Origin of the sequence: Niabella insulisoli, assembly GCF_039652435.2 — a bacterium.
Taxonomy (GTDB): Bacteria; Bacteroidota; Bacteroidia; order Chitinophagales; family Chitinophagaceae; genus Niabella; species Niabella insulamsoli.
In genome coordinates, this window is sequence record NZ_CP190246.1 from 3453318 (window position 1) to 3478573 (window position 25256).

At 45.2% G+C, this 25256-nt stretch carries 19 protein-coding genes; 5 read left to right on the top strand and 14 right to left on the bottom strand.

Going from position 1 to position 25256, the window contains the following annotated elements:
* Nucleotides 1-2: 2 nt before the first annotated feature.
* From ABDK00_RS14430 to ABDK00_RS14440, 3 genes are all read right to left on the bottom strand, one after another.
* The gene (locus tag ABDK00_RS14430; protein WP_346236669.1) at nt 3-872 is read right to left on the bottom strand and encodes a glycosyltransferase family 2 protein; all 870 of its coding nucleotides are present in this window, start codon (nt 870-872) and stop codon (nt 3-5) included.
* Between the two features lie 6 nt (nt 873-878).
* Nucleotides 879-2855 (bottom strand): fumarate reductase/succinate dehydrogenase flavoprotein subunit, encoded by a 1977-nt coding sequence (locus ABDK00_RS14435; protein ID WP_346236668.1) that lies wholly within the window; start codon nt 2853-2855, stop codon nt 879-881.
* A gap of 106 nt (nt 2856-2961) precedes the next feature.
* Complete coding sequence (locus ABDK00_RS14440; RefSeq protein WP_346236667.1) at nt 2962-3687, bottom strand: succinate dehydrogenase cytochrome b subunit; 726 nt, start codon at nt 3685-3687, stop codon at nt 2962-2964.
* A gap of 290 nt (nt 3688-3977) precedes the next feature.
* Between ABDK00_RS14440 and ABDK00_RS14445 the strand changes: the two genes are divergently transcribed.
* The 4 genes from ABDK00_RS14445 to ABDK00_RS14460 are packed head-to-tail and all read left to right on the top strand — an operon-like array spanning nt 3978 to nt 6674.
* On the top strand, nt 3978-4481 hold the full coding sequence (locus ABDK00_RS14445) for a hypothetical protein (protein ID WP_346236666.1): 504 nt from the start codon (nt 3978-3980) through the stop codon (nt 4479-4481).
* Nucleotides 4469-5179: an NRDE family protein gene (locus ABDK00_RS14450; RefSeq protein ID WP_346236665.1), complete on the top strand. Its 711-nt coding sequence runs from the start codon at nt 4469-4471 to the stop codon at nt 5177-5179. Before ABDK00_RS14445 ends, ABDK00_RS14450 begins: the two co-directional genes overlap by 13 nt.
* A 10-nt stretch (nt 5180-5189) precedes the next feature.
* On the top strand, nt 5190-6230 hold the full coding sequence (locus tag ABDK00_RS14455) for a hypothetical protein (protein ID WP_346236664.1): 1041 nt from the start codon (nt 5190-5192) through the stop codon (nt 6228-6230).
* 48 nt (nt 6231-6278) lie between these two features.
* Entirely contained in the window at nt 6279-6674 is a 396-nt protein-coding gene (locus ABDK00_RS14460; protein ID WP_346236663.1) for a DoxX family protein, read from the top strand.
* Here ABDK00_RS14460 and ABDK00_RS14465 read toward each other — a convergent pair.
* From ABDK00_RS14465 to rhaT, 11 genes are all read right to left on the bottom strand, one after another.
* Complete coding sequence (locus ABDK00_RS14465; protein WP_346236662.1) at nt 6642-7217, bottom strand: hypothetical protein; 576 nt, start codon at nt 7215-7217, stop codon at nt 6642-6644. The genes ABDK00_RS14460 and ABDK00_RS14465 overlap by 33 nt on opposite strands.
* Nucleotides 7218-7293: 76 nt before the next feature.
* Nucleotides 7294-7575, bottom strand: a complete 282-nt coding sequence (locus tag ABDK00_RS14470) for a GntR family transcriptional regulator (RefSeq protein WP_346236660.1) — start codon at nt 7573-7575, stop codon at nt 7294-7296.
* A gap of 25 nt (nt 7576-7600) precedes the next feature.
* Complete coding sequence (locus ABDK00_RS14475) at nt 7601-8917, bottom strand: rhamnogalacturonan acetylesterase (RefSeq protein ID WP_346236659.1); 1317 nt, start codon at nt 8915-8917, stop codon at nt 7601-7603.
* A gap of 219 nt (nt 8918-9136) precedes the next feature.
* Nucleotides 9137-12775 (bottom strand): hybrid sensor histidine kinase/response regulator transcription factor, encoded by a 3639-nt coding sequence (locus tag ABDK00_RS14480; protein ID WP_346236658.1) that lies wholly within the window; start codon nt 12773-12775, stop codon nt 9137-9139.
* A 59-nt stretch (nt 12776-12834) separates the two neighbouring features.
* Complete coding sequence (gene thrC, locus ABDK00_RS14485; RefSeq protein ID WP_346236657.1) at nt 12835-14136, bottom strand: threonine synthase; 1302 nt, start codon at nt 14134-14136, stop codon at nt 12835-12837.
* Nucleotides 14137-14195: 59 nt separating this feature from the next.
* A complete protein-coding gene (locus ABDK00_RS14490) occupies nt 14196-15113 on the bottom strand; it encodes a homoserine kinase (protein WP_346236656.1) in 918 nt (305 codons plus the stop codon).
* Nucleotides 15114-15158: 45 nt separating this feature from the next.
* Nucleotides 15159-17618: a bifunctional aspartate kinase/homoserine dehydrogenase I gene (gene thrA / locus ABDK00_RS14495; RefSeq protein WP_346236655.1), complete on the bottom strand. Its 2460-nt coding sequence runs from the start codon at nt 17616-17618 to the stop codon at nt 15159-15161.
* 231 nt (nt 17619-17849) lie between these two features.
* The gene (locus tag ABDK00_RS14500) at nt 17850-19163 is read right to left on the bottom strand and encodes an FGGY-family carbohydrate kinase (RefSeq protein WP_346236654.1); all 1314 of its coding nucleotides are present in this window, start codon (nt 19161-19163) and stop codon (nt 17850-17852) included.
* 76 nt (nt 19164-19239) lie between these two features.
* Nucleotides 19240-20514, bottom strand: a complete 1275-nt coding sequence (locus tag ABDK00_RS14505; protein ID WP_346236653.1) for a TIM barrel protein — start codon at nt 20512-20514, stop codon at nt 19240-19242.
* A 259-nt stretch (nt 20515-20773) separates the two neighbouring features.
* Nucleotides 20774-22894, bottom strand: coding sequence for a bifunctional aldolase/short-chain dehydrogenase (locus ABDK00_RS14510; RefSeq protein ID WP_346236652.1), 2121 nt, complete (start codon nt 22892-22894; stop codon nt 20774-20776).
* Between the two features lie 100 nt (nt 22895-22994).
* Nucleotides 22995-24119 carry an L-rhamnose/proton symporter RhaT gene (gene rhaT / locus ABDK00_RS14515; protein WP_346236651.1) on the bottom strand — a complete coding sequence of 375 codons (1125 nt, stop codon included), beginning with the start codon at nt 24117-24119 and terminating at the stop codon, nt 22995-22997.
* A gap of 178 nt (nt 24120-24297) precedes the next feature.
* On the opposite strand from rhaT, the gene ABDK00_RS14520 reads away from it, so the two are divergent.
* Nucleotides 24298-25245 carry a 1-acyl-sn-glycerol-3-phosphate acyltransferase gene (locus ABDK00_RS14520; protein WP_346236650.1) on the top strand — a complete coding sequence of 316 codons (948 nt, stop codon included), beginning with the start codon at nt 24298-24300 and terminating at the stop codon, nt 25243-25245.
* The last annotated feature ends 11 nt before the right edge of the window (nt 25246-25256 follow it).

The window sequence follows — 25256 nt, forward strand, 5'->3', positions numbered from 1 at the left end:
TACTAACGAATCAGTTTATAATTTTTGTAAGAAAAAGGCCTCCAGCCAAATTTCTTGTCCAAAAAATAATAAAGCTTATGTTTTAAATTCTTAAATTTTTTCTCCGCTATATTACGTCCAACGTTCCAGGTTTCCGCAGCGACCAACTGTTGCATAACCTTCGGGTGTGTACCATCAAAATGCGCCAGCGAATCTATTCCACTATAATCAAAGCTTTCTTCTACGCCTACTTCCGCCTTTTTGCCGCTATACAAACTTCCAAAAGCCTTTTGCTTGCGGCTCATGACAACCGGATTGCGAACCCAGCCGTAATGATAAATATGAGAGTTGATCAATTTTACCTTAAGCTTTTTATCATGCTCCCACCGAAACCCCTGAGCGTCTTTGTAAGATCGGATCGCTTTGTTGTTTTTGATCACTCTAATTTCAAAGGGATACCAGCTCCGTCCATCGCCCAACCAGTTGTAGCTTCCATAAAAGTGAAAATACCGAAATAAAAGCCCGTCAATTTCTACGTCATCTTTGTATCTCAGCATTTGAGAGCGAATTTCATCGTAATCGTTCTCATGAATCACTTCGTCACCCTGTATATAAAAGAGCCAGTCTGCATCCTCCGGCGTTGCGTCTAAAGCCTTATTCGTTTCGACTGCTAAAACCTTCCCCCCCGTTTTCAAAGACTCGTCCCAAACGCTGTAAATCTTCTTAATTTTTTCGGGCGGCAGACTATCGACCACCTTGTTCGTCTCATCTTCACTGTTGCCCAAATTAATCACAAATATATCAACCAAAGGCAGGACAGATAAAATAGACTGTTTAAACGGGTAACCGTATTTTACCCCATTTCGAACAAATGAGAATCCGGCTACCTTCATTGATTGCTATTTATAATTTCTTTGCGTTGGTTTGATCACCTCATAATCCAATACTTCTTTTTCAAGCTCCCAGTCGCTGTCGCCGTTATATTTCCAGGCAGCCACATACATAAACTCCCCGTCATTTCTTAATGCTTCTCCTTCCTCGGTTTGGCTTTCTTCCCTAAAATGCCCGCCGCAGCTTTCTTTACGCTCCAATGCATCTTTACACATCAGTTCCCCCAATTCTATAAAATCTGCCACACGGCCCGCTTTGTCCAGTTCCGGATTCATTTCATGAATACCGCCGGGAATGCGAACGTTTTTCCAAAATTCTTTCTTCAATTCTTGTATTTCGGCAATGGCTTCTTTTAGTCCCTGCTCATTACGCGCCATGCCACATTTTTCCCACATGATTTTGCCCAAACGCTTATGAAAACTTTCGACAGATTGGGTTCCCTTAATGCTCATAAGTTGCGTAAGGCGTGCATTTACCGCTGCCTCTGCTTCAACAAATGCCTTATCGGTAGTGGGAATCGGTTTTACAGAAATTTCATCTGCCAAATAGTTACCGATCGTATAAGGAATTACAAAATAGCCATCGGCCAGCCCCTGCATCAATGCGGAAGCGCCGAGCCTGTTGGCGCCGTGGTCGCTAAAATTAGCTTCGCCCAGGCAATAGAGGCCTTTAACCGAAGTCATTAATTCGTAATCTACCCAAATGCCGCCCATGGTGTAGTGCACCGCCGGGTAAATCCGCATCGGCACTTCATAAGGGTTTTCACCGGTGATTTTTTCGTACATGTCGAAAAGGTTACCGTATTCTTCCTTCACCACTTCTTTACCCAGGCGTATCAGCGTTTCCATGTCGGGGTTTTGAATACCCTGCCGGTTCGCTTCTGCCCTTCCGTATTTATTAATGAGGTTGTATTTAAAATCGAGATAAACCGCCTGCTTCGTTGTGCCTACGCCATAACCGGCGTCACAACGCTCTTTCGCGGCGCGGCTTGCCACATCGCGCGGCACCAGATTACCAAACGCCGGATATCTTCTTTCGAGATAATAGTCTCTTTCTTCCTCTGGAATATCATTGGCTTTGCGGGTATCGTTTTGCTTTTTAGGCACCCAGATTCTCCCGTCATTTCTTAAAGATTCGGACATCAGCGTCAGTTTTGACTGATGATCTCCCGAAACCGGAATACAGGTAGGGTGAATTTGAGTAAAGCACGGATTGGCAAAATGAGCCCCTATTTTATGCGCTTTCCAGGCAGCGGTAACGTTGCTGCCCATAGCATTGGTGGAAAGATAGAACACGTTGCCATATCCTCCGGTTGCCAAAACTACAGCGTGGCCAAAATATCTTTCGAGCTGGCCGGTCGTCAGGTTTCGGGCGATGATGCCCCGCGCTTTGCCATCAACCTTCACGATATCCAACATTTCATGGCGCGTATATTGCTGAACATTGCCCAGCGCCACCTGCCTTTCCAACGCCTGATAGGCGCCAATCAGCAGCTGCTGCCCCGTTTGCCCTGCAGCATAAAAAGTTCTTTTCACCTGGGTGCCACCAAAGGAGCGGTTATTAAGCAATCCGCCATATTCGCGCGCGAAAGGCACACCTTGCGCCACACATTGGTCGATGATATTTACACTTACTTCTGCGAGGCGATGCACATTGCTCTCGCGAGAACGATAATCGCCTCCTTTTATCGTGTCATAGAAAAGGCGAAATACAGAATCACCGTCATTCTGATAGTTTTTGGCAGCGTTTATACCTCCCTGCGCTGCGATGGAATGTGCGCGGCGGGGAGAATCCTGAAAGCAAAAAACTTTAACGCGGTATCCTAGTTCTCCAAGCGAAGCTGCTGCGGAAGCGCCCGCCAGGCCCGTTCCGACTACAATCACTTCCAGCTTTCTTTTGTTAGCCGGATTTACCAGCTTGCAATGTCCTTTGTAATCGTTCCATTTATCTTCGAGTTTACCTGCGGGTATTTTTGAATCAAGCATAAATCTATTTGATGTTTATTATCTGAACAGGGATTTTTTTTACCGCGAACGCGTAACAGGCATTCCCTTTTCAACCTGTCAAGTTATTAAGCCTTCAAGCGCTGAACTACGAAATCCATCCCGCCAAAAAGCTTATGGGCATCATTATAAAAGCACCACAAACGATTATAGCGAAGATCCAACCTATCGCTGTTAACATGTGAATGTATTTATGATTGGTCACACCAAAAGTTCTAAACGCACTTTGAAATCCGTGTACCAAATGCCAGAAAAGAGCGATCACGCCAAGAATATAAATGACGCTAATCCACGGGAAGCTCGTAAACTTATAATGCATTTCGCCATATAAATTGTGATATTCTTTTGCACCGGGAGTGCCCGCAGCTACAATTTCATTGGTAGCAGGGTCGATAAAAACCTGCTCTAATCCTCCAAAACGGGAGGGAATCCAGAAATCAATGAGATGTATTACCAGAAAGATGAGGATGATGGAACCCAGGATGCCCATTGCACGGCTATACCATTTGCTTCCCTTATTCCCCATTTTAACAGCGTAGCCCTGGCTGCGCTTGCTGCGGTTTTGTATTTCGAGCACGATGCCCTGGATAATATGCAATAAGAAAAAGGCGAAAAGCCCAATTTCCAACACCCTCGGCACAATAGTGCTACCCAAAAAATGGGCAGCTTTATTAAACATCACGCCGCCGTCGTTAGCCCAAATGGTTGCGTTTACACTGGCATGCACTACCAAAAAAGCGACAAGAAAAATTCCGGAGAGCGCCATCGTTAGTTTCTTTCCAACACTCGAAGTAAAAAACTGGGACCAATTCATATAAGCTTATTCTAAAATTGTGAATGGGACAAAAGTAGCACAGAAATATTAATTCTATGACAAAAAAATGACGCAATTGACTAAATCACAGCTACAATTTAACGCAAACGATTGCATCCGGCGTTGTTTTTGCTTTTTATCTTTCCATTATACCGAGTTGTTCTAAAATTTTGTAAACAGTCACAAATCATTATTATTACAATATGAATTTTAGCCCCTTAATAACATCCGCATCCCTTTAAAAAACGTTAGTATAGCTCTAAACCATTTTTTTGTTAATTGATTAATATATGAATTATCAAATTCAATCTATCGCGCAGGCTGCCGTTGCAGCACTGGAAAAGTTAAAACTTGCGATTAAACATTTGGACAAGGATCTTTATGGCAAAAGCATCCCGCTACTGTTTGACGCCAGTATTGGTAAACATGCGCGTCATATCATTGAAATGTATCAATGCCTTTTGTACGCAATCAAATCTCATAAGGCGGTAGATTATGATGCGAGGCTGCGGGACAATCAGATCGAAACAGACTCGGTTTTTGCCGCCACGCAAATTGATTTTATTTGTAAAGATTTGCTACAAATAGAATCAAACGCGAATGTTGATGTATGCTGCCATGGCCTGAGCACAGGGTCTAACTACGCCCGCGAACTGTTATACCAAATCGAGCATTCCATTCATCATATGGCGTTCATCAAAGTGGGCCTGAGCACTTTGGATATTTCGGTCGGCGACCCCAGTTTCGGCGTAGCGCCCAGCACCCTTACCCATCAACGGACATGTGCACAGTAACTTATATCAAACACAACAAGGGCGTATATCTTACTTCCAACAGGGATGAATCATTAAACCGGCCGGCTGCCAGCCATCCGCAGTGGTATTCCTTTTCGCATGGCCGCATTTTGTTTCCGAAAGACGAGCGGGCAGGAGGCTCTTGGATTGGCGTTCATGAAAATCAAAATATTTGCATTTTGCTCAACGGCGCCGCAAACGCGCATCAACCGTCGCCTCCCTACCGGCGCAGCCGCGGTTTGATTTTGCTTGATATTTTAAATGCAGGAACCTTACCAACGCAACAGTTTGAGCAAATCGATTTACAAGAAGTGGAACCCTTTACACTAATCATTCTTGAAAAAAAATCGAACCTCTATCAATGCCGGTGGGATGGGCGGATAAAAAGCAGGGATATAAAAAACAGCGATCAAAATCATATTTGGTCTTCCAGCACATTATACAAACCCGAATATAGGGCGTTGAGAAAAAATTGGTTTGAACAATGGCTGGCCGCCAACCACGCCCCCGATACTGCTGAAATACTGCATTTTCATACCGAAGGTGGAAAAGGAGACCCGGAGATTGACCTGCGCATGCACCGGCCGCAACATCAGATGCAAACGGTGAGCATCAGTCATATTTCGCTGCACGGCCCGGGCGATGTTTTTCATTATTTTGATTTGATACACCAAACAAAAACCTCTCTTTCTATTTAAAGGCCCGCCCATGCGCTTCAAAATTTTCCTGCATAAATTATTAAATAAAGAATACTGGCCTTCATTCCTGATCTACTTTCCTTTATTCCCGGTGTGGGTGTATTATAGCATCAAAGCCAGGTCGCTGCTGTTCTTATCGGCCGCCAATCCGGGCATCGAATACAGTGGTATTTTTTTGGAACGTAAAAGCCGGATTCATGAAATACTGCCACCAGCATATACGCCCCAAACCATTTTAATCAACCCGCTGCAAACTACCGCCGCCGGCCTGATCGAATTGCTGCAACAGGCGTCATTCGAATTTCCTTTTTTTGCAAAACCGGATATTGGCGAAAAAGGCACTGGCGTAAAAAAAATAAATACGGAAAGTGATATCGTCGATTATCATGCCCGGCAAAAGGCACCCTACCTGATACAGGCATTTATTCCTTACGAGCATGAGGCGGGCGTTTTTTTTATTCGCCAGCCCAACAGGTCAAAAGGCGTGGTGAGCGGCATTGTTTACAAAGAGCTTCCGCATGTAACCGGCAATGGGCGCGACCCGGTGCGGCAACTTGCGTTTAGCGACATACGGTATGCCATGCAAAAGGAAAGCATTGAAAAACTATCGCCCGATACCTTAAACCAAATCCCCGCCGATGGCGAACGCGTGGCTTTACTGAGCTATGGTAATCACGCCCGCGGTGCAAAATTTTATGATTACAGTTTTAAAATTTCACCCGAATTGGAACAAACCATGAACAAAGTTTGTGGCGCCATCCCAGGTTTCTATTATGGAAGACTGGACATCAAATTTGACAACTGGGAGGATTTTGCCAGAGGTAAAAATTTTGCCATTGTTGAACTAAATGGAAGCGGCGCTGATCCGACCCATATTTTCGATCCGTCACTTTCGCTGATATCTGTCTGGAAAATTATTATTACACACTGGCACGGGCTGTATCAGGTAGCGTCTTACCTGCACAAGCATCAGCAGGTACCTTACATGACGGTGAAGGCATATTTCTCGCTTCGAAAAAAATACAAGGCCTATTTAAAAACCATAAAATAGCAACATGAAACGTTCATTTTAAAATTTTTATTTTAATCACACAATACAATGAAAATTTTGGTTTGGATACTGCGGCTGGCGGTCGCTTTTGTTTTAATCAGCACAGTGGTGATGCATAAATTCAGAGGCACCGAAGAAACGCGCTACATTTTTGAAACAATCGGCATGGAGCCTAACGGAAGATATGTGATCGGCACGCTGGAATTGGTGGCGGGCTTGCTGATCCTCATTCCGCGCACCACGGGGTTCGGCGCGCTACTGGCAAGCGGCATACTTGCCGGCGCCATTTTTTTTCATCTCACCAGCCTGGGCATCGAGGTTTTGGGCGATGGCGGCGCATTGTTTTATATGGCCATGGGAACATTCCTGGGTTGCATCATCTTATTATTGCTTCACCGCAGACAAATTCAATTATTCTTCAGAAAAACCAAGCCGCGCGGATAAGATATCATCAACTTTTTTAAACAAATGATAGGGCTTGTAAACACGCCAGTTTTGAATGTCCATCAATTCGATAAACTGACCGAGTTTGGCCTGCCTGAATTCATACTGTGTTTGCTCCGGCATATTCAAACAAACAATCCATCCGTCTTCATCAGAAAGCTCTTCATGCAGCTCTTCATAATATTCTTTATCGCTGCTATGAAAGTTGAGCACGTTTTCGGCGATCAAAATAAACTTATAGATACCTTCCTGCATAAAGGTTTCCAGCACATCGCGCTTTAAAGTCATAATATCATTTTCCACCGCATCGTTCCATTCGCCGATCATTTCAATAATCGCATACCCTTCCTCATAATCGGCCATCAATATTTTGAGATAGAGCGTTTTGCTGCCAAAATAATCCCACTGTGGATGGATATAATAATTATAAACTGTATCGGTATATTCAAACTGCGAATGTTCGGTTCCGAAAAAGGGAGACCGCTCATCTTCTTCGCTCACGTAAATGTGTTGCCAATTGTAATAAGGTTCTAAATCGTGCATCTTCACGGCAAGGTAAATGTATTTACCCTTTCTTCAAAGCACAAAAAACGGCAATTGCGTTAAAATTTTCCGGTGTTTATCGCGCGCTCAGGCCCTGCAATGCATCAGAAACAAAATAGCCGTCTCCTTTTCTTTTCACGATCATACCTTCTTTTCTTAAATCGCGATAAGCCCGTTCTGCGGTGGCCAGCGAAACGACGCTGCCTTTACCGATATCGCGCGCAGAGGGCAGCTTCACGCCTTTTTCCAATTTTCCGGTGAGTATGGCCTGCCTGATGATTTTTTTTACCTGCAGGTATAAAAATGTTTTGGACGAAGGGTTGACGTACCGGTCGATGTTCAAATTTTGTGCATACATATCGTTATGTTTTAGAAGTGTTCAATCAATTGCCGTCCGGTTGCGCCGCATCGGCTCCGGGGCTCGCAGGCCAGTAAAAGTTTTCATAAATCCCGGGGTGCCCCGGGTCTAACGATGGCAAATCCTTTTTTAAATATTGCGCCAGTTTTAAGTCGGCGTCTTTTACGCCTTTCACCATCAGCCTGGCCACTTCGAAAGCGCCGTAAGGCCTGAAATGCGTGTTGTCGGCCAACGCCTCGGGACGCGCAGCAAAACTTCCCGCAGGAAAATGAACAAAAGCAAGCATCGACTTTTCCTCGCCCATTGCTTCAAATAACTGTTTACTTAAAGCATTGAGATCTATTAGCGCCACACCTCTTTCTCTCGCGGTTTGCCGCACGGCTTCCGGATAGTCGCCCAGCGTTTCAACAATTTTTCCGTTTAGAAAACGCCGCCGCTGAACAGAGGTCACCAAAACCGGAATGCCGCCTTTCTTTTTTACTTCATCAATAAAATAGTTGAGATTTTTTTTGTAACTGGTGAAGGCGCCGATGCCTTTACCTTTTTGTTTTTGATCGTTGTGACCAAACTCGACAAAAGCGTAATCACCGGGCTTCATAAGACTCAGCATCTTTGCAAAACGCCTTGCTGCTATAAATCCGCTGAGGGTTTCGCCCGATTCGGCCAGGTTAACTACAGCTACTTTTTCGGGTTGAAAAAACCAGGGAAACATCTGGCCCCAGGCAGAGAAGGGCTCGCTGGCTCCGTCGACAACGGTAGAATTGCCCGCAAGAAAAACGGAGACCGCCGTGCGGTTAGGCGTAATTTCAATAGCGTTGATCTTAGGATTTTTACTGTTGAATTCAAGCGTCAGTTTATGATCCCAGTGGAGGTAACCGTGTTCTCTTGCTTTCAGGCGCACTTTTTTGCGGGAACCGGCAATGAGGCTATCCCTGATATTTACGGTAAATTGTATGAGTTGATGTGCGCCGGCGGCAGTTTGCAAGCGGTTAACAAACATCCTTCTGTTTTCGGCCCTGACAGCCAAATCGGAAGGCCCATGATCGTCGCCTGTCCAAATTTTCACATCATAATTGCCTTCGGGGAGTTTGACAGAGAAATAGAAAGGCTGGTCGCTTGTCAAAAATCCGTCGGTTAGGGCCTGCGCGCCCACCTCGTTATTATTCATTGCGGAAGTACCCAAATCAATACCATAGCCCCGCGCCTCGGTGTAGATGGTTTCGGGCGTCACCTTTAGGTAGCCGCCAGGAACTGCTCCTTTTCCGAAATCGAATCGAAATGTTTGAGCATCGGCCACTTTTAAAAATCCGGCCAGTAAGAAAAAGCCTACAAGTATTTTCATTTTTTCAGCACATATCCATCACTCGGGAGACGCCGCAATCGACAGGCAGCAATAAAAAGTGACAGTCGTTTTTGATGTGATTATTATAACCCGAAACTACCCCGCGCATCATCAAAAACACAGGCAGAACATGCCAGAAAATCGGCATTTTGATGCAGATTTGATAGCTCAGAAAGGAATAAATTATTCTAAATCAAAAGATTAAAAAAACAAGCCCGCTTAGCCCTTTTGCTGCATGCTATATTTTTTGGGAGTGGTGCCATAGTGCTTTTGAAACATACGGCTGAAACTTGTGGCGTCGGCGTAGCCCACCGAAAAAGCAATCTCGGAGATAGACTGCTCCCCCTGCAACAAGAGCTCGGCCGCTTTGTTGAGCCGAATGCCTGTGACAAATTCATGCACGGACTGATTCGCGATCCCCTTTACTTTTCGGTATAGCTGCGTGCGGCTCATAAATAGCTGCGCAGCCAGCCATTCGACGTTCACTTCTGCTTCTGACATATGCGCCTCGATAAGACCGGTTGCTTTGGACAGGAAAGCTTTGTCGGCAGCATTGAGCCCAACGGGATTGGCGAAAGATTCGGGAGATTGTCCAAAGAGCGTCCTTAATTTAAGCCGGTTGTCAATCAGGTTGCGAACCCTCGTTTGCAAAAGCGGCATACTAAAAGGTTTTACGATATAGGCGTCGGCGCCGGTTTCATAACCCTCGGTTTCATATTGATCGGATTGGCGGGCGGTAAGTAATATCACCGGTATGTGGCTGGTTTTTTCATCTGTTTTCAAACGCGCACATAACTCCAGGCCGTTCATCCCCGGCATCATAATATCGCTGATAACCAGGTCGGGAATTTCTTCATGAGCTTTTTGCAGTCCCTCTTCGCCGTTCTTCCCTTCGACAATTTTATACGTTGCAGCAAGATTTTGCTTTATATAATTCCTGATATCTTCATTGTCTTCTACCAACAAAACAATCGGCATTTCTGCGTCGGCAACCTGCGTTAGAACCGGAGATTGTAGCGTTGGTTTCTCAACCTCGTAACCCTGATGAGTTGGGTTCAAATTTTCGCCAACGACAGAAATATGAGCAAGCTGCAAAATGAAAGTTGTGCCCTTACCCGGCTCGCTCTCTACTTTTATCTTCCCTTTATGCAGTTCTACCAATTCTTTCGTGAGAGAAAGCCCCACACCGGTCCCTGTTTGCTGATGCCCGGCATCGGCCTGAAAAAAAGGATCGAAAATTTTTTCAACCTTGTCGGGCGCAATACCAATGCCATCATCCGAAACACGGATTTCGACGCTTTCCGGTTTTTCGTTGGCTGCAGCAATGCTCACTTTTATATGTCCGCCTCGGGGTGTGAATTTAAAGGCGTTTGAAATGAGATTATAAAGAATTTTTCCCGCCACATCGGTATCAAATCCCATCATTATTTTATCCGGCTTGCTTGCAACTTCAAATTCAATTTCCTGATCCTCCGCTTTAAAATCGAAACCGGCAGCAATATTTTTTATAAAAACAACCCAATCCTGATAACGCGCATTTAATTGCATGCTGCCCGCTTCTATCTTTCTAAAATCGAGAAACTGGTTGATTAAAGTCAGCAGCCGCTGGGCGTTTCTGTACATGACATTATAATGCGCCAATTCGCCAGGTGTCGCATCCTCTCTTGAAAGCAGCGATCGCAAAGGGTCCACGATCAGCGTTAAAGGCGTTCTGAATTCGTGTGAGACATTGGTAAAGAAACTGGATTTTACCTGATCCAGTTCCCGGGCTTTCTCAGCTTTCAGGCGTTCGGTTAAGATTTGCCGGTGATATTGCTGGCGCACCTGCACAATCCGGTAGATGGCCAGCAAAACTAAAGCGCCGATTAAAAAGTAAATACCATAAGCCCACCAGGTTTCCCACCAGGGTGGCAACACGATAATTTCCAGCGTGGCGGGTTGGGGATTCCAGACACCGTCGCTATTGGACGCTTTGACTTTCAGCAGGTATTTCCCCGCAGCTAAATTTGAATAGCTCGCCAGTCGCCGCGACGCGCTTGTAAAAACCCAATCGTTATCCTGTCCTTCAAGCATGTAAGCATACTGGTTCTTAGCCGGGTTGGAATAATGCAACGCTGAAAACTCAACCGAGAAACTTTGATCTTCGTGCGTCAGCGTGATGCTGCGCGTCATGTGAATGGGCGCCGACAAAACGGACCGTCCATTTACCGAGTCCTTTACATTTACGGGCTTATTCAGAATTTGCAAAGCGGTAAAGGTTACTTTAGGCAAAAAGGGATTATCTGTTATTTCATCGGGGTTGAAATGAATGTATCCCGATGTGGTTCCAAAATACATTTGCCCATCAGCCTTATTCTGAAAGCCCGAACCGTCCATAAACTCATACTCCTGCCCCGGTTTTTTTACGGAATAGTTTTGTACCTGCCCGGTTTTTATTTGCAATTTGGAAAGGCCGTTTTTATGAGCAAACCATACAAAGCCCTTTTGATCAGCCATCACCTTGGTTATATATTGATCTGCCAGCCCGTCTTTTATGGTGTAGGTTTTAATCTTACCCGTTTTGTGATGCACACAACAAAGCGCATTTGCCGCGCCTACCCAAATATCTCCATATACATCTTCAGCAATTGAATAAATGCGCTCGTCGGGAGAAAGCGGATTGCTGCCCAAGCCGGTATAAAAAACGGTGTCCACCCATTGATTATTTTTCGGGTTTCGTTTTAAATGAATTAAGCCGGAATATTCGGTACCGATCCAGAGATCATTCCGGGAATCAAAAAAAATACTACCGGCGCCAGAGGTTCCATAAGCAGGAATATCTTGCTTTTCAAATTGCTGTAGCACCGGATCATAACGCAATAATCCATTGTAATAGGCAAACCAGATCTGTTTGGTTACGGGATCTGTTGCGGCCGTGTAAAAGCGACTGTAAGCCGGTTGTTTCACGCGATCGAACAAATGAACAATCTGGCCTGTTCGAGGATTATACCGGTCGAGCCCCGAGCGTTTGCCGATCCAGATGTCGCCCCTGTCGTCGCCAAAAATCATTTTTATATTTTCTCCGCGCCATTGTTCTGAAAGTTTAAACTGATTTTGGCTAGCTGGCTCCACAATCAACACTCCATCATCTTCGGTGCCGCACCAAACCCTACCATCCCTCACCCACATAGAGCGCACCGCTTCATGCTGCTTGCTTGGCGCTTTGGACCGCGCAGCCACATGATGAAATTTATTCGCATTGAGATCCGTCATATTGATACCGCCTGCACCTGTGCCCAACCATAAAATGCCGGCATCATCCAGCAACATACAGTTTACATTGTTATCGTTGAGGCCGCCTTCGCCCCCGCTTCTCGTTTGAAAAACAACATGCTCGAGGGTCTGCGACAGTTGAAAAGGACCGATAAGTTGCTGCAAAAAATGTGCATTCCGCGTAAATACATCGAGGCTGCGCAGGCGGTTGACGGAATCCTGCAAGGGCAAAGGAAGATCGGTGAGCTTAAATCTGGTGAAATCATCCGTTTCATAATTATAGCGGCAAATGGTTTTATTGAAAACCGAAGCCCAGATGGTACCGTCGGGATCCTTGTATAAATAATGAATGCGATTGCTGGCCAGCGAAGTGCTGTCGCCAAAAACCGTGCGGTAAATTTTAAACGAATATCCATCGTACCGACAAAGGCCGTTCCAGGTTCCAAACCACATAAAACCAAACTTATCTTTCACGATGCCGCGGACGGTGCTTTGAGGCAAACCGTTTTTTGCCGTCAAATACTCAAAACTCACCTGCTGGCTGTGTATCGATTGAACGGCAAATAGGCTTAGAAAAAAAATGGTTATCCTAAAAAAAGCAGCCATTGGCAAACTGATTCTGTTGCTACGAATATACAACCATTCACGGGCCGGGATGATTGTATTTATGGCATGTTCAGCAAAAACGATTTAAGATCTTCAAAGTCCGGCCTGATGGCAATTGATTCATTTTCTCTTTTCATCATATCGCTCAAAGCCGCAGGAATACTTACTTTTTCGCCTGTCGCCTGCTCTACAGCATCCGGAAATTTTACGGGGTGCGCTGTCTCAAGCAGAAAGCCTTTATGCTGCGGTTGCTGCGCGAGTATTTGCTCTAACGCCAGGTAAGCCACGGCTCCGTGAGGATCCAGTGTATAACCATCTGCCTTTTTTACCCTTTTAATCGTTTCAATGGTTTGGTCGTCGGTAATGGTTTGGGCCGAAAGGTTTTGTTTAAGATCTGAAAACTGATGTTGAAACAATTCAATAATCCTTATAAAGTTGCTGGGATTACCTACGTCCATTGCATTTGACAGCGTGGCGACCGTTTCTTTGGGATTTAAACGTTGCGTTTCGAGATACTCGGAGACGATATCATTGACATTACAAGCTGCGACAAAAGGGCCGAGGGGAAGGCCGGTCACTTTAGCTAAAATGCCCGCGCAAATATTCCCAAAATTGCCGCTTGGCACCGAAACTACCGGCGGCATAGTTTTGTACTGCCATTGTTTATAGGCTAAGAAATAATAGATCTGTTGTGGCAGCCATCGAGCGACATTGATCGAATTTGCAGAAGTCAGGAATTTTTTACTATTGATGTCCTGATCTTTGAAAGCCTCTTTCACCATTCGCTGGCAATCGTCAAAGCTGCCTTCGACCTGCAGCGCGGTAATATTTTTTCCCAGTGTGGTAAGCTGCTTTTCCTGGACGGCGCTCACACGGCCTTTAGGGTAAAGAATCACTACATTGACTTTATCCACTCCATAAAACCCGCTTGCCACCGCTCCACCGGTATCGCCTGAAGTAGCGACCAACACTGTAACCGACCGGTCTTCATCTTTTAAAAAATGGCCCAGGCAACGGCTCATGAACCGCGCCCCGACATCCTTAAAAGCCAGCGTGGGACCATGAAAAAGCTCCAGGGAAAAAATATCTTCATTGATCTGTTGTAATGGTATCGGGAAGTTGATCGTTCGCTCCACGATGGCATACAATTCATCATTGTTTAATGACCCGCCGACATATGGTTTCATCACTTCAAATGCAATATCGACATCCGATATAGATGCCATATCGGCGATCCATTTTTGGTCGACTAGCGGCAACGTTTCAGGAAAGTATAATCCGCCATCCGGCGCCTGTCCTAAAATAGTTGCTTCTTTAAATGAAACAATGGGAGATTTTTTGTTGAGACTATAATAATTCATGAGCCTTTAAGGTTTGAATAGAAGAAAGGAAAGCCATAGAAGAGGATGAATGGTTCATTTTAATGCATCACCTCAACGCCGGTTTTATTGATCGTAGTAACATAAACATTGTTTTCAATATCAATATCATCATATATTTTTTTCATAATCTGACCCACATCCGTAGCGATCGATTCATTTTCACTAAGCATAAAGATGGAAGGCCCGGAACCTGAAATGCCGCCGCCCAAAGCGCCAGCGGCTTTACACTGGGTTTTCACGTCATCAAAATTGGGGATCAAAATGCTGCGTACGGGTTCTATGATCACGTCTTCAAGGGAGCGGCTGATTAATGCGTTGTCGTTGCTCACCAGCCCTGCTACAAGGCCAGCGATATTGCCCCATTGCTTGATCGCATCTTTAAGATATACCTGCTTGCGCAGGATTTGCCTTGCATCGGCCGTACGCACTTCGATCTGCGGATGCACAACGGTAACATACAGATCCGGGCTTGCGATAGGAATGATATCGAGCGGATAAATAGACCTGATCAACGTAACGCCGCCTAAAATGCACGGCGTAATATTATCGGCATGTTTCACGCCCGTTGCCAACTTTTCTCCAATCATGGCCAATTGAACCATGTCGTCGGTTGAAAAAATATCGCCCATCAACCGGGCGGCGCCTACAGCGGCGCCGGCAGCGCTCGCAGCGCTCGAACCGAGACCACTACCCGGCTTGATCTGTTTTTCGATCGTCACTTTTATCCCTTTCTGAAATCCCGCTTTTTCAATCGCTGCCAAAAGCACGACGCCGGCAACGTTTTTTTCAGGATCAGTAGGCAGGCCGAATGAGTCTTTGTTGACAATCACAACGCCCGGCTCGTCGATCACCTCAAACTCCATAATATCGTAGGGCTCTTTCAGGGCCAGGCCCAAAATATCAAAGCCACAAACCAAATTGGCGACGGTGCCCGGAGATTTTATTTTAATGCTCATGTTGACTTTTTTTACAATCGTCTTTCGACAAATACTATTGCTTAACTAAGATGCGTTTGCAGCGCGTACAATGTCAGCAAACACGCCGCTCGCCGTAACATCCGCCCCTGCGCCTGCACCTTTAATTACCAGCGGCTGCTCGGGATAGCGCGCGGTGTAAAACAACACTACGTTATCTTTCCCGTATAAATGATACAGGTCATTTGATGGTTCGATATGCTGTAATCCAACCGCCGCTTTTCCATTATCGAAAGTGGCTACAAATTTTAGTTTGCAGTTTTTAGCATTGGCTTTATCCAGCAGATTTTTGAAATGCGCTTCATGACGTTGCATGCAGGCATAGAAAGCTTCCACATCTCCTTCCATACATTCAGCTGGCAGGAAACCATTGTTTTGAATATCTTCCATTTGCATTTCATATCCCGCCTCGCGGGCCAGGATCAGAATTTTTCGCATTACATCGGTGCCGCTCAAATCCAGGCGCGGGTCGGGCTCGGTAAACCCTTCCTGTTGGGCCTGCCTAACAATATCGGAAAACGAACTGCTCCCATCATAATGGTTAAACACGAAATTCAAAGTGCCGCTTAAAACCGCTTCGATTTTTCTTACTTCATCGCCACTATGCACCAGGTCGTTCAGTGTGCCAATCACCGGCAAACCCGCGCCAACATTGGTTTCAAATAAAAAACGACAATTAAATTCGCTGGCAAGATGTTTTAGCTTTTTGTAATGCGCAAAATCAGCAGATGCAGCTATCTTATTGCACGCCACAACGGATATGCTTTTCTGCAACAATTTCTCGTACACGCCCGCCACGGCGGCGTTGGCTGTAATATCCACGAAAATCGAGTTGCGCATATTCTTGCTGATCGCTGTATCAACAAATAACGACAGGTTGGCCTCATCTCCATCCTGAAGTGCGCTTTTCCAATCGCCCAGGTCGATTCCTTTTTCATTAAAAACCATCCGGCGGCTATTACTCAAACCCACCACATTGATTTTTATTTTGAGATGCTGTTGCAGCGAAACAAATTGCTTCTCGATCTGCTGCAATAATTTAGCGCCTACGTTGCCGACGCCGGTAATGAACAAATGCACCTGCTTGAAAGTAGTTTCAAAAAAATCTTCATGCAGCACATTGATCGCCTTCTGCACGTCTGCGGTAGCAATCACCGCGCTGATATTCTTCTCCGAAGACCCTTGCGCAATAGCTCTCACATTCACGCCATTTCTTCCGAGGGCGCTAAACATTCTTCCGCTTACACCGGGGTGGCTTCTCATTTGCTCGCCCACCAGTGCAACAATAGAAAGGCCGGTTTCTACTTTGAGCGGCTCCACCTTTTGAAGCACTAGTTCGCCGGCAAATGTACTATCGATAGCCTGCTTCGCAGCATCGGCTTGCGAAGCATCAACCGCCACACAAATGGAATGTTCGGAAGAACTTTGCGTGATTAAAATGACATTGATTTGCTCATTACTCAATGCTTCGAAAAGCCTTTTTGAAAAGCCGGGAATACCCACCATACCACTACCCTCAAGACTCAGCAAGGCTAAATTATTGATACTGGAAATTCCTTTAATGATATTCTGATCGGTTGCATTTTCCGAAGGCCCGTTCGACACTACCAGTGTTCCGGCATCTTCAGGCGCAAAAGTGTTTTTTATCCAAACCGGAATATTTTTATTCATAACGGGCTGAAGCGTGGGCGGATAAATGACTTTCGCCCCAAAATGAGACAATTCCATTGCTTCGCCGTAAGAAATTTTTTCAATCACTTTTGCATTGGCCGTCAGGCGCGGATCGGCGGTCATCATACCGCTTACATCGGTCCATATTTCAAGTCTGGAAGCGTTGAGAGATGATGCGAGGATAGCTGCTGTGTAATCGGAGCCGCCGCGACCGATTGTAGTAGGAATACCTTCTGCATTGCTTGCAATAAAACCTGGAATAAGAAACAGTTGTTGCGGAGCAGCGTTAAAATAATTTTCGATTCGATGTTGCGTGGCGTTAAAATCCACCTGAGCGCGCGTGTATTTACTATTAGTTTGAATCAGTTCGCGCGCATCCTTCCATTGCACATCCACGCCCTCAAACTTTAATTTTTCTGCGATAATTTGTGAGGAAAGCCATTCGCCAAAACCTGCCAGCCGGTCTTTGGTGCGCGGTGTAATTTCGCCGAGCGTAAAAATACCGTTGCAGATATCTTCAATTTCATTGATTGATGATTTAGCAAGGCTGAGCAACTGGCTTTGGTGCGCCACCGGAATCAATCCTTTCACCACTTCAAAATGCCTTTTTTCAACGGTTTCGATCAAAGATTTATACGCTTCATTTCCTTTGGCTGCTTCGCTGGCCGCCTGTAATAATATATCGGTGATGCCGCCTAACGCAGATACGACGACTACTGTTTTTTCCTCCGCGGCGGCCTTTTTAACAATGGCAATTACCTTTAGTATATTTTCAGCGTTTGCAACGGAAGTGCCGCCGAATTTTAAAACCTGCATGGTTTAATAATTATAATGATTCAAATTAAATTTAGAGAAAACGGCCGAAGCCCAAGGTGGTGATATAACAAAGTACAACCCTTAACGGGTTGTGATAATGGTGGTTGTCGTAGTGGAAACTACGCCAAAAGAAGGGTTGATATGTGTTATGTTTTTAAACATGATCCCGCACAAGATAAGACAGGAATTATTGACGAACAAATATTTTTTAGCCGCTTTAGAAAATTGACCTCAATACCTCCTCGTGCTAACGATATTGTCGGGCAAATCGAGATGATTCCATTCTTTATGAATCGCCATCGCAGCACCCATCGCGGTAGCCTGCGAAACAGAAGCCGCATATACTTCGGTTTGAGGATAGGCTTCCGCTAACAACTGCATATACGTTTCGTTTTTTGCAAAACCGCCATCGACGAATATCTTCTTTACCTTATCATTAAACACCAGATCCGTTGAGCGCTTTTGCGCCAATATCACTTGCCTTATAAAATTGATATACGCCGCTTCGTAGCTGATATAATTCGTTACATCAAAATCCGTAAGTTCTTTTAAGGCCGGCTCGTCTTTCAACAGACTTTTATCGTAAGCGATTTTTTCAAAATAATTAGGCACTTCCACGAAGTACTCAGACAATCTTTTAATAATCTGCTCATGTGCATATCCCGCAAATAAACGGGATGATTTCACGGGCCCGCCTTCGTAAGTCATGTAGCACAGGCAGTCCTGATCAAGCTCTTCTTTAGTCAGCGGCGTTTCGTTAAAAGCGTTCATGCTGATACACCATGTTCCTGTAGATATCAGCAGAAAAGGATCTTCAATATTTTTGATATAAGGAATAAAAGCGGCAGAGCTGTCGTGTAATCCAATACCACATTTGATCTGTTTCCCGCGATAATGAATATCAAGCGCTTTTGAAGATGCGGCAACGGGCGGCAGTTTTTTATCAATGCCTTCTTTTATAACCCATTCGTGATATTGGTTGCGGTTAAAATCCCATAAAGCAGTGTGGCAACCGATACTGGTAATATCCGAAAATTTCTGCCCGCTCACCAGCGCGCTTAAATATTGAGGGAAATGAACAGATTGCGCCGTTTTGCTAAAAATGCGGGGCTTATGATATTTCAACGCATACAACTGCAAACCCGAATTCAGATTGCCCAGGGCCGGCGACGCCGTGCTCAAAGCTACTTCTTCTTTTGTTCCGTAGGTGTTGTAAAACTGGTCTTCAATATCCTGCGGATAGGGCTTTAAATAATTATATAATGGCGCTACCACATTATCTGCTGCATCCAAATGGACAAAGCTGGCGCCATAAGCAGAAAAATTAACCGCCTTTATATCGTAAGTATTGCTTTCAATATATTTTCGAAGCGTGTTGAGCACCCAGCGTTGGAGCGCACCGATATCTTCGCAGGCAAACTCATCTTCGTCGGCGATCTCCTCAAAAGTGATCGACTTTTCTTCAACGATTTTATAATCTTCGTTAAAAAGGAAAAACTTTTTATTGGTTTTCCCCACATCGAATATCGCAATTACCGGAACCAAAACAATTTAGATTTCATCTTGCTATTCAAAATAAGATAGCGTTCAAAAGGTTATACAGTCAATAATGGTGTTGTGATTATAATCCTGTAGCTACTGCTTTTTCACCTCGTTTAGTGATCAGCTGCTGCCTGATTTTCTCTTCTCTGAAAAGCCGCAACGGCTGCAAAGCCGCGCCCGAACGCAATCTCGCTTCGGCTACCAAAGGACGTAAATCCGTGCGATAGGCTGCCTGCAAGATTTCCTGTGCGCCGGCAACATCGTTGTTCTGCTGTGCTTCAGCCAGCGCCTTACTGTCTACCAACAGTGCCTGTGCATACGCCAGTAAAATAGCTTCCACGCTTTGCAACAAGTCTTCGAGCGGGTCTTTTACATTATGACTCGCATCGATCATCCAGCCCAGGTCGGTAGCATGATTCATGCCGCGCGCATCCATCCCTTCTACAAGTTCTTTAAAAATTAAAAACAATTGGTAAGGTTTAATGCTTCCCACTGTGAGATCGTCATCTCCGTATTTGCTATCGTTAAAATGAAAACCACCAAGTTTTTTCTCGTTTAGCAGCAGCGCTACGATCTGCTCTATATTAGCATTGGGCAAATGATGGCCCAGATCAACAAGGGTAAAAGCTTTGTCGCCCAATTTATTTGCATACAACAAAGATTGGCCCCAATCGCCTACTGTCGTTGAATAGAAGTTAGGTTCGAACGCTTTATACTCCACAAATACTTTCCAATCTTCAGGCAGTGCGGCATAAACGGCCTGCAAACTCTCAAGCGTGTTGTTGAAAGCATTCCTGAAATTGAGCTGGCCCGGAAAGCAGGAACCATCCGATAACCAAACCGTAAGCGAATCAGATCCTAATTCCACACCATAATTAATCACTTCGATATTATGATCAACCGCCTGTTGCCGCACGGATTTATCCACATGCTGCATCGAGCCGAATTTATAGCTCAGCTTTTGATCTTTTTGGTCCTGAAAAGTGTTAGAGTTCATAGCATCGAACTTCAGGCCGAAGTCTGCGGCAAGGCTTTTAATAGCCTGGGTATTCTTTGGAATATCCCAGGGAATATGTAAAGAAACCGCGCCACTGCTGCGGTTGAGCTGATGCAACAACCCAATATCTTCTATTTTTTGTTCGAGTGTTGAAGGTTCGCCACCGCCGCTAAAGCGGCCAAACCGGGTGCCGCCGCTACCTAAAGCCCAGGAGGGGATCGCCACCTGAAAATCGATTAGCTTTGTGATAATGGCTTCCGTGCCGGCGATTTCACCAGACAAAAAATCAAACGCTTTTTTATGTTTGGCTACATACTTTTCGTTATGAGCATCTATTTGAGATTTATGTAAAATCATCGGTCAGTATTTAATACAATTTAGTTTAATAATTTTTAATCCACCAGGCTCTGGACTTTATCCAATTTACGACCCGGCCTGATTCAATCTTTCAGGCGGCTTCTTTCATTGTTCCGCCAAACCGCGTGAATTTAAAAAACGGGTCGGTGATTGGAAAACCACCTACCCTTGTTGCTTTGCTATATGAAGACTCGTAAGCCCACCCAACCATCTGCAAAAAGAAGCGGGATGGAGCTGCATTCATTCATTTTAATAACTACTATCGTACAAACGCCTGCGCTACGCCGCCATCCACGTTTAATATATTTCCTGTTGATTTGTTGAGCAAGCCGCTCACAAATACAAAACAAGCATTGGCGATGTCATCGGGTAAAATAATCTCGTTCATCAAAGTTCGCTTGGCATAATAGGCCGGTAACTCTTCCACCGTAATGCCATAAGCTTTTGCGCGGCCTTCAGCCCAGCCGCCTGCCCAGATATTTGAATCCGATATAACAGCGTCCGGATTTACTGTGTTAACCCTGATCTTATCACCGCCCAACTCGGCTGACAATAATCTTGAAAGATGCGCCTGCGCTGCTTTTGCTGAGCCATATCCTGCGTTGTTGGGCCCTGCCACGATCGAATTTTTCGAAACGATATTGATAATGTCACCGCCCATATCCTGCTTGCGCATCATCTTAACAGCTTCCTTCGACACCATAAATTGTCCTTTTACCAGGATATCATAAAGCCGGTCCCACTCTTCAATCGAGTGTTCGGTAATACTTTTCGAAATGCTGATTCCTGCGTTGTTGACGATAATATCAACCCCGCCAAATGCCAGCGCTGTTTGCTCTAACGCAGCAGCAATAGACGCCGCGTCGGTTACATTCAGGTTGACGGCCGCCGTTGAGTCTTTACCAAAAGCTTTCTGAAATTCTTTGGTGGTAGCTTCGATGCGCTCATCGTTGATATCATTTATAATGACGCAAGCGCCTTCCTGTACAAACTTCTTTGCGATGGCCTTACCGATTCCGCCGCCGCTGCCGGTAATCAATGCCACGCGGCCACTCAATGGTTTGGGCTTAGGCATCCGCTGCAATTTCGCTTCTTCCAGCAACCAGTATTCGATGTTAAAAGCCTCTTGCCGAGGTAATGAAGTGTACTCAGAAATAGCTTCTGATCCACGCATTACATTGATCGCGTTGGTATAGAACTCCGCTGCAACACGAGCGGTTTGTTTATCTTTTGCAAAAGCGAACATGCCCACACCCGGATAAATGATAATTACCGGATTGGAATCGCGGATCGCAGGACTATTGGGATGTTTGCAGGTTTCGTAATAGGTTTCATACATCTTGCGATAGTCGGTAAACAAAGGAGCGATCCTTTCTTTAATCGCAGCCACATCGTCTACATTCTCATCGACAGAAAGATTTAATACCAGCGGACTGATTTTGGTTCGCAGGAAATGATCGGGACATGAAGTACCCAAAGGCGCTAATCTTTCCAGATCGTTGGAATTAATATATTGCAATACACGGTCATCATCTGTAAAATGGCCGATCATTTTTATATTTGATGAACAAAAGCCGCGCAGAACGGGCGCTAAAGCGGCCGCTTTTTTCAAACGCTCTTCTTTAGCAAGCGACTGCAGTTTTTCGCCGCCAAAAACAGGCCCTTTTTTGCCGGTATTTTGTTCGATAAATTCGGCGCATTTTTCAATTACTTCCAGCGTATTGATATAGCTTTCATAAGCAGTGTCGCCCCAGGTGAATAAGCCGTGCGACCCTAACATAATACCGCGAATGCCGGGGTTTTCGTCCAGGCATTTTTTAAGCATCAGGCCCAACTCAAAACCGGGCTTTTGCCAGGGCACCCATCCGATTGTTCCACCAAAAAGTTCCTGCGTAATTTTTTCACCATCTTTCGCAGCCGCAATAGCAATGGCGGCGTCGGGATGCAAATGGTCGATGTGCTTAAATGGCAAAAACCCATGCAGCGGTGTATCGATTGAGGGAGCTTTTGAATTAAGATCGTAAATGCAGTGATTAAATAGCTCTACCATTTCGTCTTCATGTGCCACGCCGCGATACACATTTTTCAGGCTTCTTAATTTATCGACATATAGCGCAGCCAGTCCGCCCTTGGTTAGCGTGCCGAGATCGCCGCCGCTACCCTTTACCCACATAATTTCAGTCGCTTCGCCCGTAAGCGGATCTTGAGCCATCGCTTTGCAGGAAGTATTCCCGCCACCATAGTTGGTTAAGCGCAGATCTGCACCCAGCAAATTAGAACGGTAAATGAGCAGGGCCACTTCATCGCCCTCGAGCTCGGCAGCTTTTTTGTCATCCCATAAATAACTTACGTGCTTGAAATTTTTTGTCTCTGTTGCCATAATTGTTGTTTATTTCTCCCGGTTTTAGAGCTTTTTATGTTTTACGGATGATGTTGCAACAACAGGTTTTGGTTCTTTGCTGCAAGATCGTTCCTGAAATTTATTTCATTGAGTTGCCCCAACCTACCAATAACACTGATAATAAGATCACCACAATGCCTGCTATCACGGTGAACATGGTTTTCCTGCTGACGCCTTTCCATTCTTTTAAAATCAAACCCCAAACATTGGCAATTAAAATGATAAAGGCCATGTGAAGGATCCAGGAACTAGGGCCATTGCCCATTTTACTTTCGCCCATGCCGTAGAAGAAAAACTGTAAAAACCAGGTCGTTCCCGCCAGCGCGCAAAAAATAATATTGCTCAAAATCGGCGTCTTCTTATTGGTATAATCGGAGTAGGTTTTATTGCGGGCATTCAGCATTAAACACCAGATCAGATTGGTAGTAAGGCCGCCCCATAAAATTATAATATACGATACGTTGTTTTGATATAGAAATTCTCCCTGTCCGGGATGAGCTGCTTTCCAAAGTTCGTTTGCCGTGTCGGCCATAGGCTTGGCCGCTTCGATACCAAAATTGAAGCAGGCGCTAAGAATTCCTGAAACGATGGCCACGGCGAGCCCGAGACCAAATTTATACTCGTCTTTGCCCGATAGGTGGGCTTCCGTATCTGCATTGCCCACCGCGTGCGGATCGGTATTTTGAACGTCGCTGCCGGCGAGTTCTTTTTCTTTCATCATGCCGGCCCGGCCGCAAATGATAATGCCGATAACGCAAACCAGCAAGCCGCCCATCACGGTGATGCCCCAACTCGACCCTGTCAACATGCCGATCGTGTCCTTGCCTTCAGCCGGAGAAAACTGGTAATAAATCGCCGGAATCAGCGCACCGAAAACCATACATAGCCCGAGGATGATGCTGCTACCCAGCGAAACGCCGAGATAGCGCACGCCGAGGCCGTATGTTAATCCGCCGATACCCCAAAGAAGGCCAAATACAAACGCAAAACCCAGAGTCGTGCCGCTTGCCTGACTGATAATTTCAGTAAAATTGGGAATAGTGAACCATGCCGCAATCGGAGGTACGATCAACCATGAAAACAAACCGCCGACAAGCCAGTAGGATTCCCACGCCCAGCCTTTTACTTTTTTATAGGGAATGTAAAAACTTCCCGAAGCAAAACCGCCAACAAAATGAAAAATAACTCCCAGTAAAGCGTTCATGAAATATAAATTTTCAAAACAGTAAGCCAATCTTTAGAAACCGAAAATAGAACAATGAAAATGCCCAACCGTCATGCACTGTCATGATATATTGTAATTTTTACAAAAATTAAGAAAACCGCAACATTCTTTATTATTCAATATATTGCCGGTAATTCATAAAGCCTTGCTTTACAAGTTGCTTAAAATATATGTGCGCGCTGCGATCCATTTGTTTTGCTACTCCATTCGGGTTGACAAAAGGGAGTTGCTAAAAATGGAAGGGCCTTTACTGATTGCGAGCAATCATCCCAATTCGTTTTTAGACGCGATTATTTTTGATATACTTTTTGATGTGCCCATCACGTCGCTGGCGCGGGGCGATGCTTTTAAAAACAAGCATATTTTTCGCCTACTGCGGCGCCTCAAAATGCTCCCCGTTTATCGCATACGCGAAGGAGCCCAAAACCTAAATGTTAACTACGACACTTTTGATGCCTGCCTGGAACTTTTTCAACAAAAAGAAGCCGTGCTGATTTTTAGCGAAGGCTTTTGTGTGAATGAATGGCATTTGCGGCCTTTGAAGAAAGGCACAGCCAGGCTTGCTTTCCAAGCCTGGAAAGAAAACATACCGCTCAAAGTTTTGCCAGCGGGCATTAATTATAGTTCCTTCAGGCGTTATGGGAAAAAAGTCCGGGTTCATTTGGGCGCACCCATTCCAGTCTCCATTTTCTCGGCCGCGCAATCGGACGGAAATAATTATGCCCATTTCAATGAAGTGCTCAATAATCAGCTCCAACAGCTGGTTTACGAAATTCCCCGTGGTGATGAAGAATTATTACGCGAGCGATTTGGGCAAACCTCCATCACTAAAAAAATATTATTGGGGCCGCTGGCTTTTGCAGGTGCGTTGCTAAACGCTCCGGTTTATGGCCTGGCAAGGCTGGTTACAAAAATGTTCTTTGAAAAATCCGATCATTATGATTCCGTAATGCTCGGCTTTCTACTCCTGGCCTATCCTTTCTACCTGGCGCTGTTCACCACTTTGGCTTACCATTTTATATCAGGCTGGGGCTTGTTGGCATTGATCGCATTGCCGCTTACCGCTTTTTGTTACGTGAAGTACGAGGTTAGATTGGATCATTAATTTCATCACTA